Origin of the sequence: Pseudonocardia sp. CA-107938, from assembly GCF_050936315.1 — a bacterium.
In the GTDB taxonomy this organism is placed as follows: domain Bacteria; phylum Actinomycetota; class Actinomycetes; order Mycobacteriales; family Pseudonocardiaceae; genus Pseudonocardia.
The window spans coordinates 2,880,115-2,894,959 of the sequence record NZ_JBNJNA010000001.1 but is presented as its reverse complement, the minus strand read 5'-3'; the positions used below and the strand labels follow the sequence as shown (position 1 = coordinate 2,894,959).

At 74.3% G+C, this 14,845-nt stretch carries 13 protein-coding genes; 5 read left to right on the top strand and 8 right to left on the bottom strand.

Annotation, left to right across the window (positions count from 1 at the left end; translation table 11 throughout):
- Window positions 1-30: 30 nt before the first annotated feature.
- On the bottom strand, window positions 31-1,851 hold the full coding sequence (locus ACQEVB_RS14595; RefSeq protein WP_432970510.1) for a DJ-1/PfpI family protein: 1,821 nt from the start codon (window positions 1,849-1,851) through the stop codon (window positions 31-33).
- 152 nt (window positions 1,852-2,003) lie between these two features.
- Between ACQEVB_RS14595 and ACQEVB_RS14590 the strand changes: the two genes are divergently transcribed.
- Window positions 2,004-4,016 (top strand): sensor histidine kinase, encoded by a 2,013-nt coding sequence (locus ACQEVB_RS14590; RefSeq protein ID WP_432970507.1) that lies wholly within the window; start codon window positions 2,004-2,006, stop codon window positions 4,014-4,016.
- Here the strand turns inward: ACQEVB_RS14590 and ACQEVB_RS14585 are convergent.
- Both ACQEVB_RS14585 and ACQEVB_RS14580 read right to left on the bottom strand, forming a co-directional pair.
- Window positions 3,921-4,313, bottom strand: a complete 393-nt coding sequence (locus ACQEVB_RS14585) for a response regulator (protein WP_432970504.1) — start codon at window positions 4,311-4,313, stop codon at window positions 3,921-3,923. The genes ACQEVB_RS14590 and ACQEVB_RS14585 overlap by 96 nt on opposite strands.
- A 90-nt stretch (window positions 4,314-4,403) precedes the next feature.
- Window positions 4,404-5,009, bottom strand: coding sequence for a response regulator transcription factor (locus ACQEVB_RS14580; protein WP_432970501.1), 606 nt, complete (start codon window positions 5,007-5,009; stop codon window positions 4,404-4,406).
- A 132-nt stretch (window positions 5,010-5,141) separates the two neighbouring features.
- On the opposite strand from ACQEVB_RS14580, the gene ACQEVB_RS14575 reads away from it, so the two are divergent.
- The 3 genes from ACQEVB_RS14575 to ACQEVB_RS14565 all read left to right on the top strand — a co-directional run bounded on the left by ACQEVB_RS14575 (window position 5,142) and on the right by ACQEVB_RS14565 (window position 9,056).
- Entirely contained in the window at window positions 5,142-5,567 is a 426-nt protein-coding gene (locus ACQEVB_RS14575) for a DUF6220 domain-containing protein (protein ID WP_432970498.1), read from the top strand.
- On the top strand, window positions 5,564-7,414 hold the full coding sequence (locus tag ACQEVB_RS14570) for a multicopper oxidase family protein (protein WP_432970495.1): 1,851 nt from the start codon (window positions 5,564-5,566) through the stop codon (window positions 7,412-7,414). Before ACQEVB_RS14575 ends, ACQEVB_RS14570 begins: the two co-directional genes overlap by 4 nt.
- A gap of 73 nt (window positions 7,415-7,487) precedes the next feature.
- Window positions 7,488-9,056, top strand: coding sequence for a serine hydrolase (locus tag ACQEVB_RS14565; protein WP_432970492.1), 1,569 nt, complete (start codon window positions 7,488-7,490; stop codon window positions 9,054-9,056).
- On the opposite strand, the gene ACQEVB_RS14560 is transcribed toward ACQEVB_RS14565, so the two are convergent.
- The gene (locus ACQEVB_RS14560; RefSeq protein ID WP_432970489.1) at window positions 9,057-9,926 is read right to left on the bottom strand and encodes an alpha/beta fold hydrolase; all 870 of its coding nucleotides are present in this window, start codon (window positions 9,924-9,926) and stop codon (window positions 9,057-9,059) included.
- A 70-nt stretch (window positions 9,927-9,996) separates the two neighbouring features.
- Here ACQEVB_RS14560 and ACQEVB_RS14555 point away from each other — a divergent pair, with 70 nt between their 5' ends.
- Window positions 9,997-10,938: a LysR family transcriptional regulator gene (locus tag ACQEVB_RS14555; protein ID WP_432970486.1), complete on the top strand. Its 942-nt coding sequence runs from the start codon at window positions 9,997-9,999 to the stop codon at window positions 10,936-10,938.
- Here the strand turns inward: ACQEVB_RS14555 and ACQEVB_RS14550 are convergent.
- Genes ACQEVB_RS14550 through ACQEVB_RS14535 form a run of 4 tightly spaced genes read right to left on the bottom strand, consistent with a single transcriptional unit; the run spans window position 10,935 to window position 14,844 of the window.
- A complete protein-coding gene (locus tag ACQEVB_RS14550; RefSeq protein ID WP_432970483.1) occupies window positions 10,935-12,251 on the bottom strand; it encodes an MFS transporter in 1,317 nt (438 codons plus the stop codon). The two genes, ACQEVB_RS14555 and ACQEVB_RS14550, sit on opposite strands and share 4 nt — an antisense overlap.
- A 20-nt stretch (window positions 12,252-12,271) precedes the next feature.
- Window positions 12,272-13,027, bottom strand: a complete 756-nt coding sequence (locus tag ACQEVB_RS14545) for an SDR family NAD(P)-dependent oxidoreductase (protein ID WP_432970480.1) — start codon at window positions 13,025-13,027, stop codon at window positions 12,272-12,274.
- A gap of 21 nt (window positions 13,028-13,048) precedes the next feature.
- Complete coding sequence (locus tag ACQEVB_RS14540) at window positions 13,049-14,527, bottom strand: class I adenylate-forming enzyme family protein (RefSeq protein ID WP_432970477.1); 1,479 nt, start codon at window positions 14,525-14,527, stop codon at window positions 13,049-13,051.
- Window positions 14,524-14,844 carry an EthD domain-containing protein gene (locus tag ACQEVB_RS14535; RefSeq protein ID WP_432970474.1) on the bottom strand — a complete coding sequence of 107 codons (321 nt, stop codon included), beginning with the start codon at window positions 14,842-14,844 and terminating at the stop codon, window positions 14,524-14,526. The genes ACQEVB_RS14540 and ACQEVB_RS14535 overlap by 4 nt, the downstream gene beginning before the upstream one ends.
- Window position 14,845: the final 1 nt, after the last annotated feature.

Sequence of the window (14,845 nt, the reverse complement as noted above, 5' to 3'; positions counted from 1 at the left end):
TCTCCTGTCTCTGCGGGGCCGGTGCGGTCGTCAGTTGCGGGTGCGCGCACGGCGCCCGAGGAACGTGAGCCCGAGCGCGGCGGCGGTCGCGCCGGTGAGTCCCAGCAGCAGCACGCTCTGGATCGGTCCCGATGGCCAGCTCGGCCCGGAGAAGTCGATCTTCGCCGCGGGGTACTCGAGGATCTTCGCGGCCCAGCGCGCGGTGGGCAGGTCCATCGTGCGCGCCATGTCCTGCAGCGACGCGTCGAACGCGAAGCCGGGCCGGGTGTGGAGGTACTCGACCGGCACGCGGGCTGCGGCCGCGACGGCCGGGTCGGGGCTCGCCGCCGCCGCGGCGCCCGGGACCAGCACGCGGCTCACCCGGCCCAGGGCGGACAGGTCGGCCCGCGGGACGAACGTCAGGCCGTGCCGGGAGCGGACGGCGCGGCCGTCCGCGGTGATGGCGAGCGTCCGGGCGGACTTGACCTCGCCGTACGGCCCGAACGCCGCGGCGAGCTCCAGCTCACCGACACCGTTCGTGAGCACCACGCCGAGCGTCGTGGCGTTCGCGCGGAAGCCGATGCTCAGCAGGTGCGTCACGGCGTTCTCGGGCGACAGCTTCGCCACCGGCAGCGCCGCCGCCACGCCCGGGGAGTACTGCCGCCAGCCAACGGCCGCGTCGGCGGCTGCGGCTGCGTCGCGGCCCACGAGCCGCTCGATCACCCGCAGCGAGCCGTCGACCGAGGAGAGCAGCCCGCCGGTGGTGATCACGTTGCCCTCGTCGACGTAGCGGGCGCCCTGCTCCCAGCGCACGTTCGGGAAGCGCTGCGCGAGCCCGCCGATGCGGTACCAGTGGGAGGTCGCGGCGTGCCCGTCGAGCAGGCCGGCCTCGGCGAGCAGCCGGGCCCCGGTGCAGACACCCAGCACCAGCCCGCGGGACGCGGTGCCGCGCAACCACCCGACGACGGCCGGGTCGCTGCTCGACTCCGGCATCTCCGGCACGACGGTGACGGCCGGTGCCGCCCCGCCGAGGCGCTCCTGCAGCTGCGCGAAGGTGAGGTCCGGGACCAGGTCCAGGCCGCCGAGCAGCGGCAGCGGACGCCGCTCGGGCGCGACGGTGTAGACGTTGAAGGCTCCCGTGCTGGCCAGCACGTCGTACGGGACGAGCGCGTCCGAGACGTTCGTCCCGCCGTTGCCGACGACCACGACCGCGGTGGGCTTGCCGGGGTCGTGCGCGGGCGGGACGGCAGCGAGTGCCGCGTCGGCCGCCGGGGACGGCTCGGGCTGGGCGTAGCGGCTCCGCTCGTAGGACGTCGATCCGACGGCGTACACGGCGGCCGGGACGAGGAAGGAGGCGAGCAGCACGACCAGCGCCCGGCCGACGGTCGCGCGGACCCGACGCCGTCCACCCGCACGCGGCTGCCCTGCGCCGGTGTACTCGTCCCGCCGGTACAGCATCGCGGCCAGCATCAGCGCGAACATCGCGACGTGCTCGACGAGCATCGCCGTCCCGGGGCTCATCGCGCCCACCCACACGAGCAGGGCGGTGACGACGGCCGGCGCGAGGATCGCGGCGCCCATCTCCAGCACGAGCGCGCCGCGGTACCGCCGGGCGTACATCCACGCGGCGGCGCCGAGCGCCATGGTGGCGCCCATCTCCAGCAGCGCCGGCCCGGGTGGACGCACCGCGGGAACGCCCGCGACGGCCAGCGCCACGCGCAGCGCGCCCCCGAACACGACCATGCCGAAGCCGGTCGCCAGGAACAGCGCGAGGTAGCGCAGCGCGAAGCGGCCCCACCGGCGGCGCTCGCGCACCGGCGGCGCGGCGTCCGCCGGTCGCTCGTCGTGGGTCACCTGCTGGGTGCTGGGCATGCCGACCTCCCGGAATCGATGCCGGAAGTGTGGTCTGACCTGGGGAAACCCGACCAGTGCGCGCGGTCACGACCTCCGCGTGGGAATCCGAACGCCGACGGCGTGCACTTTGCACATCCGGTTCTGCGCATCCGGTGCCGCCGTGGCCTACGGTGCTCACCGACGACCTGCTCGGGGGGCCGATGGACGAGCAACCAGCACAGCTGCGGCGCGTCTGGACGTTCGCCGTCGCCTTCCTCTGCGCGGAGCTGCTCGCGGTCTGCGGGGTCGCGGCGTTCTGGGCGGGCCCGCTCGCGGCCGTCGCGGCGGCCGCGGCGTTCGTGCTGCCGCTGCTGTACGCGGTGCCGCGCACCCGGCCGCTGTGGCTGCGGCACCGCATCCTGCTGCTGGTCGTGCAGGCGCTCCTGACCTACGGGCCGTTCGCCGTCTTCGGGCACGGCTGGGTCGCCGGGCTGCCCGGCCTGCTGGGCGGGCTGGCGCTGCTGGCCGTGACGGCGCCGTGGTCGTGGGTGCTGCTCGGGCTGGCCCTCGTCGTCGACGGGGCTCTGCGGATCGCCGTGGTCGGCCTGCCCGAGACCGCCGGGTACGCGACCACCACCCTGATCTTCGTCGTGCCGCTGTACGGCGCGGTCGCGCTGTTCGGCCTGGTCCGGCTGGCCGGTCTCGTCAACGACCTGCGTGCCGCGCGCGCCCGGCTGGCCGCGCTGACCGTCACCAGGGAACGGATGCGCGCAGCGCAGCGGCTGCGCGCCGCGATCGGCGACCGGCTCGAGACGGTGACCACGCACGCGCAGGCCGCGTCGACGGCGCTGTCCACGGACCCGGACGAGGCGCGGCGACAGCTCGCCGACGCCGCGGCCGAGGCGCGCCAGGCGCTCGGCCAGGTGCGGGCGATGGTGTCCGAGGACCGGCAGGCGCCCGAGCCGGAACCACCGGCCGAGGGTGCCGCCGAGCCGACGCTCGCGCCGCGGCTGGCCCGCGTGGTGCTGGCGCTGGCGCTGGTCACGCTCTCCGCGTTGCTCGTCGCGACCGCCTTCCGCGACCACCACGCCGGAGCGCTCGTCCAGTCGACGTCGGTGGTGGGGATCGTCGTGATCGTGGCGCTGCAGCTGTACCACTCCACGGCCTGGCGCGAACGCCGCCGACCCCGCGGCTGGGTGTGGACGCTGACCGTCCAGCTCCTGGTGCTCGCGTTGGGCTTCTTCCCGGTGCTGCACTCGACGATCCACGGCCTCGGCGGGTTCGTGGCCGGTTCGGCGTTGCTGCTGCTCCCGGGCCGGTGGGGATGGCCGATCTTCACGGGGATCCAGGTCGCGATCGCCGTGCACTCCCTCGTCCTGCCCGTCCTGGACGCCGCCGACATCGTCTACTCGCTGCTGATGACACTCACCTCCGGGCTGGTGGTGTACGGGCTCTCCCGCATGGCGGGGCTGGCCGCCGAGCTCGACGGGACGCGCCGGGACATCGCCCGGCTGACCGTCGTGCGGGAGCGGTTGCGCGTCGCGCAGGACACGCACGACCTGCTCGGGCTGGGCCTGTCGACCGTGGCGCTCAAGAGCGACCTCGCCGGCCGGTTGATCGGCCGCGACGACGCCAGGGCCGCCGAGGAGATCGCCGCGCTGCTGCGGGTCGCCGCGCAGGCGCGTGCCGACGTCCTCGCCGTCACCGCCGATGCTCGGCACATCTCGCTGCAGGCCGCGCTGGACGCGGCGGCCGAGGCGCTGGCCGCGGCGCACACGATCACCGAGGTCCGCGGCGCGGAGCTGGTCGACCTGCTGCCCGACGACGTCGACGCGCTGCTCGCCACCGTCCTGCGGGAGGCCGTCACCAACGTGCTGCGCCACTCCACGGCCCAGCGGTGCGAGATCGCGCTGGCGGTCGCGGACGGCACCGCCCGCCTGCGGGTGGTCAACGACGGGGTCGCGCCAGCAGGTGCGCCGTCGGCCGAGCGCGGCGGGAACGGGCTGGCCAACCTGGCGGCCCGCGCCGCCGCCGCAGGCGGTCGCGTGTCGACGCGGTCCGCGGGTGGCCGGTTCGAGCTGTCGGTGCGGGTGCCGATCGCGGCGGGGTCAGGCGGGCTCGGCGAAGACCCGCTCCCCGCGGGCGATCCTGCGCACGGCGTCGACGAGGTCGTCGGCCGGCCCGTCCTTGATCAGGAACCCTGAGACGCCGACGGCCAGCGCGCGGCCGCGACTGCGCCGGGTGGCCAGCCCGGTCAGCACCAGCACACTGCAGGACGGCAGCCGCTCGCGCAGCTCCGCCGCGGCGGTCAGCCCGTCGGTGCCGGGCAGGTCGACGTCGAGCAGCGCGACGTCGGGCCCGTGGGCGAGCGCCTCGGGCACGATGCGGTCACCGGTGGCGATCGAGGCGACGACCTCGATGTCGTCCTCCAGGTCCAGCAGGGCGACCAGGGTCTCGCGGAGGAGGTCGACGTCCTCGGCCACGAGCACCCTGATCTGCATGGTCCCGAGTGTGGGTACGGGCGCCGCGCCGTCGCCAGTGCCGCTGGGCACCGGCTCGGCGTGCAATCTGCACGTCCGACGGGTGCACCTCTACAGCCAGCCGGCGTCCGCCGCGATGCGGGCGGCGTCGACGCGGTTGCGGGCGCCCAGCTTGGTGACGGCCGACGCCAGGTAGTTGCGCACGGTGCCGTAGGACAGGAACAGCTCGGCCGCGATCTCGGTGGCCGACGACCCGGCCGAGTGCCGCCGCAGGATCTCGACCTCCCGCGGCGACAGCGGGTTCTCTGCGGTCTCCAACGCGGCCAGCGCCAGCTGCGGGTCGACCACGCGCTCCCCCGCTGCGACCCGCCGGATCGCGTCGATCAGCTGATCGGCCGGCGCGTCCTTGATCATGAACCCGCGCGCGTGCGCCGCCATCGCGCGGCGCAGGTGCCCGGGCTTGCCCATGCCGGTGAGGATGAGCGTGCGGCACTCCGGGAGGCGCGCGTTCAGCTCGGCAGCGGCGGTGAGCCCGTCGGTGCCGGGGAGGTCGATGTCGAGGACGGCGACGTCGGGCCGGTGCTCCAGCGCCCGGGGGACGATCTCGTCGCCCGTCGCGGCCGTGGCGACCACCTCGAGGTCGTCCTCCAGCTGCAGCGTCGCCACCAGCGTGTCCCGCAGGATGCGCACGTCCTCGGCGATCAGGATGCGGATCATCGAGCCCCCTCCGGCGCCGACCGTAGCGCATGGGACCGGCGAAACGGGCGTGCGCCGATCGGTGCGCAACGCGTCGCTGATGCGCGACGGATGGCGGGTGTCCGTCGCGGCGACGGACACGACCATGGCCGCATGAAGAAGGTGCACACCGTGATCGCCGGATCGCTGATGCTGGCCGTGATCGTCCAGTTCTACCTCGCGGCGGCCGGCGCGTTCGACAGATCGCCCACGGAGGAGGCCTTCGCCGGCCACCGGGGCCTGGGCTACGTGATCCTGCTGCTGGCCGTGGTGGTGACGGCCGTCGGCGCGATCGCACGGATGCCGGGACGGCTGATCGGGCTGTCCGGCGCGGTCGCCGCGCTGGTCGTGCTGCAGATCCTGATCAAGGAGGTCGCCACGGCGATCGGCGACGGGACCGGCGCCGGCGTCTACGTGTTCGGGCTGCACGCGCTCAACGGCATGCTCATCGTCGGGCTGAGCGGGACGACCCTGCGCACGTCGCGCCGGCTCTCCACCCCGGCCGCCACCGAGCGGGCAGCCGAGCGATCCGCACCGTGATCGTCCTCGACCACGCCGTCGCCGCGCTGACCGCCGTCGGCTGGTTCGCCGCCGGCGTCGCCGCAGCCGGCCGGCGCGCCGGGCTCGCGCGCGCCCTGCTCGTCGGGGCGCTGGTCGTGACGATGCTGCGCGTCGGCTCGGCCGTGCTGCTGGCGGGCCGGGGCTGGTGGTTCGTCCAGGAGAAGGTGCTGCTGGGCCTGCCGATGCTCGTCGTCGCAGCGGTGTCGGCTGCGGCGATGTCGCGGCGGGCCGATGGCGTGGTGGCGGTGTTCGCCGCCGCGTACGCGTCCGTGGCGGGGTTCGCGGTGAGCTTCCTGGCCGGTTACCCGCTGACGCTCGACGTCGCGTTGCTCGCGATCGCCGCGGTGATCACCGCCTCGCTGCTGACGGCCCGCGCTCTGTCCGCCCCCTCGACGGACGCGGCGGTCGCGCCGGTCGCCGGGCTCTCCCGCCGGCGCTTCCTCGGCGCCACCGCCGGCGTGGCGGCCGGCAGCGGGGCCGCTCTGGTGCTGTTCCGCAGCCCGGCGCCGGCCGAGTACGGAGGCGGTGCGCTCCCGGCCGGCGCGCCTGCCGTGTCGGTGACGGACCTGCGCGGCCCGGTCGAACCGGCGCCCGGCGGGGTCCGGCGGAGGCACGTGCTGACGGCCCGGCGGAGCGCGGTGCAGCCGGCCCCGGGCAGGGAGGTCGACGCGTGGACGTTCGACGGCACGGTGCCCGGCCCGACGATCACGGCCACGCAGGGCGACCTCATCGAGGTCAGGCTGGTCAACCACGACATCGACGGCGGCGTGACCCTGCACTGGCACGGGTACGACGTGCCCTGCGGCGAGGACGGCGCCGAGGGCATCACCCAGCACCCGGTCGGACCCGGCGGCGAGTTCGACTACCGGTTCCGCGCGGACCAGGTGGGTACCTACTGGTACCACACGCACTTCGCCTCGCACATCGGCGTGCAGCGCGGCCTGTTCGGCGCGCTGATCGTCCGGCCGCGCGAGGACGCGGTGCTCGACGTCGTGCTGACCGTGCACACGTTCGACGGCGTGCCGACGCTCCTGGGCGGACCGGAGCTCGTCGCGCCGGCGGGTCGAGACGTGCGTGTCCGGCTGATCAACTCCGACTCCGACCCGCACCGGTTCGCGCTCGCCGGCGCGCCGTTCCGCGTCACCGCCGTCGACGGTCGTGACCTGAACGGGCCCGGCGAGATCGACCGGACGGCGCTGCGGCTCGCCGCGTCCGGGCGGTACGACCTGCGCTTCACCATGCCGTCGACGCCGGTGGCGGTGACGCTGGACGAGAACGACGCGATCGCGTGGATCAGGCCCCACCCGGATGCCCCGACCAGCGAAGCGGATGTCGCCGGCTGGCCGGAGCTCGACCTGTTGACCTACGGGACCCCGGCTGCGGTTCCGCTGCGGGACGCGCCCGCCGACCGGCACTTCACGATGGTCCTCGACCGCGGCCTGGCCCTGGTGGACGGCTCGCCGACCTACGGCCAGACCGTGAACGGCCGCGGCCACCCCAACATCCCCGACCAGGTCGTGGCCGAGGGCGACGTCGTCCGGTTCACCATCGTCAACCGCGGCCTCGACACCCATCCCTGGCACCTGCACGGGCACGCGGTGCTGATCGTGTCCCGCAACGGCGTCGCCCCGACCGGCAGCCCGCTGTGGATGGACACGGTCGAGGTCCGCCCCGGCGACGTGTGGGAGGTCGCCTTCCGGGCCACGAACCCCGGCATCTGGATGAACCACTGCCACAACCTGCCCCACGTCCAGCAGGGGATGATGACGCATCTGCGCTACGCCGGGGTCACGAGCCCGTTCCAGGACTCCCCCCATCACCACTGACGCCGTTAACACCCGCCCGCGTGCCGGCGACTGAACTTGATCGCCGCAGGTCGGACGAGGTCAGGAGCGCCAGATGCCCGCACGGATCGCTGCCGCCGCGTTGGTCGCCACTCTGCTCGGGGCGACCGTCGCCTGCTCGCCCGCGGCGCCGGGCCCGTCCGCCGCCGGGCCGCCGGCCGAGGAGGCGGGCGGGATCAGCCAGGCGCAGGTCGACGCCGGCCTCACGATGATCGACGGCGTCGTCGAGGCGGAGATGAAGGCCACCGGCGTGCCCGGTGTCGCGGTCGGGGTCGTGTTCGCCGACCGGACGGCGTTCACGAAGGGCTACGGCGTCCGCGAGATCAGCAAGGCCGGCGCGGTCGATCCCGGCACGGTCTTCCAGATCGCGTCGCTCTCCAAGCCGGTCGGCTCGACCGCGCTGGCCGCGCTCGTCGGGAAGGGGAAGTTCGCCTGGGACGACCCGGTGCACCGGTTCCTGCCCGAACTCGCGTTCAGCGACCCGTACGTCACCGAGCACGTGACGTTCGCCGATCTGTACGCGCACCGCAGCGGGCTGCCGGGGCTGACCGGCAACCGCCTGGAGGAGATCGGATTCGACCGCGCCACGATCCTCGAGCGGATCAGGTACGCGCCGCTCGACCCCTTCCGCGCCACGTACTCCTACAGCAACTACGGGATGACGGCCGCAGGTGAGGCCGCGGGGCGAGCCGCCGGCACCACGTTCGAGGACGTGATGCAGCAGGAGCTGTTCGGCCCCGCCGGCATGACGTCGTCGAGCGCGCGCAGCGCCGACTTCCGCGCCCGCCCCGACCGCGCCACCCAGCACATCCGCGTCAACGGTGCGTGGCAGGTCGGGCCCGGCCGCGACCCGGACGCGCAGGCGCCGGCGGGTGGCATCTCGTCCACGGTGGAGGATCTCGCCCGCTGGATGCGGCTGAACCTCCGGGACGGGACGCTCGACGGCCACCCGATCGTCGACGCGGACGCGCTCGCCGAGACCCACACCCCGCACATCCTGCGCATGCCGGCGTCCGGCACCGACTCCATCGGCGGCTTCTACGGGCTCGGGTGGAACGTCGAGGTCGACCACTTCGGCTTCGTCCGGTGGGCGCACTCGGGCGCGTTCTCCACCGGGGCTGCCACCACCGCCGTCCTGCTGCCGAAAGCCGGGTTCGGCGTGGTCGTGCTCACCAACGGCAGCCCGATCGGCGCCGCGGAGACGATCGCCGACATCGTCGTCGACGACGTGGTGAAGGGTGCGCCCACCCGCGACTGGAACAAGGTGTGGTCCGAGCGGTTCGGCGGCCTGTTCGTCGCGGACCCCAAGCTCGCCGCGCCGCCGCCGAACGCCGTGCCGGCGCGGCCCGCCACCGCCTACACCGGGACGTGCACCAACCCCTACTACGGCGCGTTCACCGTCCGGGCCGACGCGGAAGGGCTCGCCCTCATCGAAGGCCCGGCCGGGCACACCTATCCGCTGACGCACTGGAGCGGCGACAGCTTCACCATGGTCGAGTCGCCCGAACTGCCCGACATCCGCACGCAGGTGACGTTCACCGTCGGCCCGGACGGGCGCGCCACGAGCCTGGACGTCGGCGGTCAACCCGGCGTCAACGTCCTCACCTGCACCGCCGCGGCGTGATCAGGCGGCGGGGAGGAACTCCAGCAGCCGATCCACCAGCCGGTCGGGCTGCTCCTCGTGCGGGTAGTGCCCGCACCGCTGCCAGGTCTCGCCGGTCACCGCCGTCGCGACCCGGCGCAGCGACCGCTCCACCTGCTCGCCCATCCGGTGCGCGCCGCCGATCGCGAGGACCGGGATGTCCAGGGCGCGCTCCTGCGCCCTGCGCCGGTTCGCGCGGGCGTCCTCGAAGAGCGTGCGGTACCACTCGAAACCCGCGTGCATCGCACCCGGCGCCCGGTACGCCTGCACGTAGTGGGCGCGGTCCGCGGCGCTGAAGGTCGTCGGGTCGTACAGGCTGTCGTGGTAGTAGCGGTGGAGGTACTGCTCCTCCCGACCGTGGGTGAGCGCTTCGGCGTGCCCGCCCTCGGCGAGGTGGAAGGGGATGTGCCAGAAGCTGGTCCCGCCGTCGCGGATGGCGGTGGCCTCCTCCAGGCCCATCCCGGGCAGGAGCATCTCGAGCACGACGAGCGACGCGACCAGGTCCGGGGCGTCGTGCGCCAGCGGGTACGCCACCGCCGCACCCATGTCGTGTCCCACCACGTGCAGCCGCTCGTAGCCGAGCAGGTCGCACAACGCGCGGACGTCCTGCGCGATCGTCGTCTTGTCGAACGGCCCGCGGCGCTGCGAGTCGCCGAGGCCACGCAGGTCGGGCGCCAGCACATCGAACCGCGCACTCAGCGCGGGCACGACCAGCCGCCAGGCGTAGGAGGTCTCGGGCCAGCCGTGCAGGAGCACGACGGCCTCGTCGCGCGGCACGCTGCGCCTGGCCAGCAGGTAGTGCAGCAGCACACCGTTCACCGCGGCGCGGTGGTGCTCGATCGTCTGATCCACATCAGAACGACAACACGGAGCGAGGATAAACTCAAATAAGACTTCGGGCTCCATTCGATAGAGAGCATTGATGATCGAGTTCCTGGACCTCCGCATCCTCGAGAGCGTCGCCGAGCACGGGTCGTTCTCCAGGGCCGCCGCCGCGCTGGGCTACACCCAGCCCGCGATCTCCTACCGGATCGCGCGCCTGGAGAAGGAGCTCGGCGGGACGGCTCTCATCGACCGCGGCCGGCGCGGCCGGCTGCAGCTCACCGCGGCCGGTCAGGTCGCGCTGCGGTACGCGAACCAGGTCAGCGCCGACATGGCGGGACTGCGCCGGGAGGTGTGCGCCGCGGCAGGCAGCGTCCGCATGGTCGCGTTCCCCACCGCTGCCGCGACACTCGTGCCGCGCGCCGTCGCAGCCTTCCGCCAGCAGCATCCCGACGTGCGGATCCAGCTGTCCGAGGCCGAACCGCAGGCGGCGATCCCGCATCTGGCCAGGGGCGAGGTCGACATCGCCGTCGGGTACACCTACCCCGCGGTCGGCGAGCCCGGGGACGGTCGGATGCGCACCGAGGAGCTGTTCCGCGACGAGATGGCGCTCGCCCTTCCCCTCGACCACCCGCTCGCGACGCGCAGCGCCGTGCACGTCGCCGACCTGCGCGACGAGCAGTGGATCCTGCCCCACGAGTGCCCGTGCCGGCGCGCCATCGCGGCCACCTGCCGCGCCGCCGGGTTCACACCCGACGTCACGTCGGAGACCTCGGACTACCTCGCCATGCAGGGCCTCGTGGCGTGCGGCGTCGGCGTCGCGCTGCTCCCCCGGCTCGTCGCCGCGGTGGCCGTACACCCCGGGATCGTGCTGAGGCCGCTCGCCGAGGAGTACCTCACCCGCGTCGTCACCGTCGCGACGCGCCCGACCGGGCACCGGACGCCCGCCTGCACCGCGATGCTCGACGCGATCAAGGACGCGGCGGCTGCGGTGTACCGGGAGTCCTCCGCCCGCACCGGAGCTGCCGTCCCCGGTCGCTAGCGGGCCAGCACCGGCGGTGTCGCACCGGCCTGCATGTCGTCCCGTGCGGTCTCGCGCGTGACGGCGACGACGAGCAGCCCGACCACGGCGGCGAAGACGAGGTAGAACGACGGGGCGAGGGTGTTGCCCGTCAGCGAGACGAGCCCGGTCGCGACCACCGAGACCAGGCCGGAGCCCAGGACGCCGCCGATGTTGAACCCGATCGAGACACCGGTGTACCTGACCTTGGTCGGGAACAGCTCCGGGAGCAGCGTGTAGAGCACGCCCTGCTGCACCGCGAACGGGATGTTGAGGACGACGGCCGCGACCATCGCCCAGACGATCGAGCCCTGCTGCATCACCCAGAAGCACGGGACGGCGAGGACGAGGAACCCGACCATGGCGGCGGACAGGACCGCCCGCCGTCCGAAGCGGTCGCTGAGGGCGCCCGACCACGGCACGAGTCCGATCGGCAGGAGCACGATCAGCACGATCAGCCACAGCGAGCCGGTGAGCGGGTAGTGCAGAACGGCCGAGAGGTGCACGAGGATGTAGACCGACGCCAGGCTGCCGGTGGTGAGCGTCGCGTAGACGATCCCGACCGTGCGCAGCACCGAGCCGAGGTGGCGGCGGAAGACCTCGGTCACCGGGGCCTTCTCGGGCTCCGACTCCTCGACCAGCTCCTGGAACAGCGGCGAGTCCTCGACCCGCATCCGGTACAGCACGGCACCGGCGAGCAGCGGGCCCGCGATCAGGAACGGGATGCGCCACCCCCAGGACGCGAGCTGCTCCGGGGTGGTGAGCGCGGTGACCGTGCCCACGGCGGCGGCCGCGCCGGCCAGGCCGAACGTGACCCCGATGGACGTCGCCGACCCGAACAGACCCCGCCGACCGGAGGGGGCGGACTCGGTGGCCAGTGACGCGGCGCCGCCGATCTCGCCACCTGCGGAGAGGCCCTGGGCGATGCGCAGCACCGCGAGCAGGATCGGCGCGGCGATCCCGATCGAGGCGTAGGTCGGGAGCAGCCCGGTGATCACGGTGGACACGCCCATCAGGCTCACCGTCGCCAGGAGGACCGCGCGCCGGCCGCGGCGGTCGCCGAGCCGGCCGAAGATCAGCCCGCCGATGGGGCGGGCCGCGAACCCGCTGGCCACGACGACGAGCGTCGCGAGCAGCCCGAGCAGGCCCTGGCCGCCGGGGAAGAACAGCGGCGCCAGCACGACGGCGAGGTAGCCGTAGATGGCGAAGTCGTAGTACTCGATGGCGGTCCCGACGGCGGCGGCGGTGCTCGCCCGCCGCCCGATCCGGGTCGCTTCGTCCGTTGGCTGGGACATCAACCGCACTCCTTCGGGGGTCAGGTGGCGTGGTAGCCGCCGTCGACGGGGACGGTCAGGCCGGTGATCCACGCGGCGTCGGCGGACAGCAGGAAGGCCACCACCCCGGCGACGTCGGACGGGCCGGGCATGCCGGGGATCGGCGACTGCGTCGTCATGAGCCGTTCCATGGCCTGCGGGTCGGGGGCGTCGCGGATGTGCCGCTCGACCAGCGGCGTACGCACTGCGGTGGGGGCCACCGCGTTCACGCGGATGCCGCGGTCGGCGTACTCGACGGCCGCGGACCGGGTCAGCCCGACGATGCCCGCCTTGGAGAACGCGTACGGCGCCATGTTCGGCTTGCCGGACAGGCCCGAGGACGACGACATGTTGACCACGGACCCGCCGCCGGCGGCCACCATCGCGCGCAGGCCGGCCCGCAGGACGTGGAAGGCTCCGTCGGCGTTGACCCGCATGACGGTCGACCAGGTCTCGTCCGACGTCAGGTGGAGCGGGACCTGCTCCCCCACCACACCGGCGTTGTTGAAGACCCCGTCCACCCGGCCGAACTGCTCGACGACGCGGGCGAACACGGCGTCGACGGCCGCGGAGTCCGTGACGTCGACGGCGTACGCCGCGGCCCCGGGCAGCTCTGCGGCGACCTCGTGGACCGCGTCGGCGGCGCGGTCGAGCAGCGCCACCGCTGCTCCTTCGGCTGCGAGCCGATGCGCTGCCGCCCGGCCGAGGCCGGATCCGGCGCCGGTGACCACCACGACGCGGTCGTGCAAGCCGTCCATCCTCGCCTCCCGTCGTCGCAGCTAGGCGTGCGCCGCGTCCCGCAGCCGGCGGGCGAGGCGGGCGGCCTCGGCGCGCGCGAGCTTGCCGACCCGGTTCTGCGGCAGCGCCTCGACCCGGAACAGGAACTCCGGCCACTTGCCCTTCGTCAGCCCCTCGGCGGCCAGGTGCCGCTGGACCTCCGCCAGATCGAGATCGGGCTGGTCGGTGACGGCCAGCAGCGCGATCCGCTCGCCCAGCACGTCGTCCGGCACGGGGACGACGCACACCTGCTCGATGCGCGGGTGGCGCGCCACCGCGGTCTCGACCTCGGTGATGTCGATGTTGCGCCCGCCGCGGATGATGACGTCCTTCTCGCGGCCGCGGATCGTGACGGCGCCGGTCGCGTCCAGCGCGGCCAGGTCGCCGGTCGGGAGGAAGCCGTCCGCAGTGAGCTCGGGGGGTTCCACCGCGCCCGCCCGGGCGTACCCGGCGAAGAGGGAGGGCCCGCGCACCTGGGCGCGCCCGACCACCCCGGCCGGCACCGGGCGGCCCGTCTCGTCGACGGCCCGCAGCTCGGTGCCGGGGAACGGCGTGCCGTCGGTGCCGAGCCGGACCGACTCGGGATCGGTGGGCAGCGAGGTGGTGTGCCCGAGGCACTCCGACATCCCGAAGACGCGCAGGAACCGGGTGCCGAGCCGGCGCTCGGCGCGGCCGAGCGCGCCGGCGTCCATCGGCCCGCCACCCACGGTCATGGCCGTCATCGCCGACAGGAGCCCCTCGGCGCGGGCCGCGGACCCCATCTGCAGGGCCATGGTGGGCACGCACATCGTCCAGCGCGCGTCGTGCTCGGCCATCATGTCGACGGCCGCGGCCGGGTCCCAGCGGTCGGCCAGCAGCATCCGGCCGCCCAGCATCAGGGGCAGGTACAGGCCGAAGCAGATCGCAGCCGCCGACGACAGCGGCACCAGCGCCGCCACCGCGTCGCCCGCGCGCAGACCGACCGCGTCGATCGTCGCGCGTCCGGCGTAGCGCAGCGCCGCCTCCGTCTGGACGACGCCCTTGGCGCGGCCGGTCGAGCCGGAGGTGAGTCCGATGACCACGCCGCCGGCCCAGCGCTCGGCGGGCCGAGCAGGGCGGGCGGCCAGCGCCCAGCCGTCCAGCACCGGGATGTCGAGCGCGGTCGACCAGCCGTCCGACACGGCGGGGGCGGCGAGGACCGCGTCCGGGTCGAGGTCCGTGCACGCGGCAGCGAACTCCTGGCGGGTGGCGTGCCTGCTCAGCAGGGCGAGCGTGCCGTCGAGGCGACCGACGGCCAGCGCGGCGACGATCGTGCGCCACGAGTTGTCGGCCTGCACCAGCAGCGTGGGGCGCTCCCCGGTGTGCCGGGCGAGGATCGCGGCGAGGTCGTCGGCGGCCGCGCGGAGCTCACCGACGGTGTGCGCGCCGTCCGCGTCGATCGCGAGGACATCGCCCGGCGACGCGGCCGCGCGCCGGTCCACGTCGGCGACGAGCTCCCTCATCCCCGGTACATCTCGCGCTCGTCGCCCAGCAGGGCGATCCGCTTGCCGCGCATGTCCCCGACGTGCCGGATCGCGGCCTGCCACTCCTCGCTGGCCAGCGCGCGCCGCGCCGCCGCCTCGTCGTCGAAGCTCAGCACGGAGAGCCCGTCCCACCCCTCGGACCGCGGTTCCAGCGCGCTGGAGACCGCCGTGTGCCGCCAGGCGCGCAGGCCCGGCAGCGGGTAGGTGACCTCGGCGTGCTCGCCGCGCCACCAGGTGATGAACTGCTCGTGGGTCCACTCCGGGGGGCGGGCGGCGAGCAGGGCCAGGTTGAACATC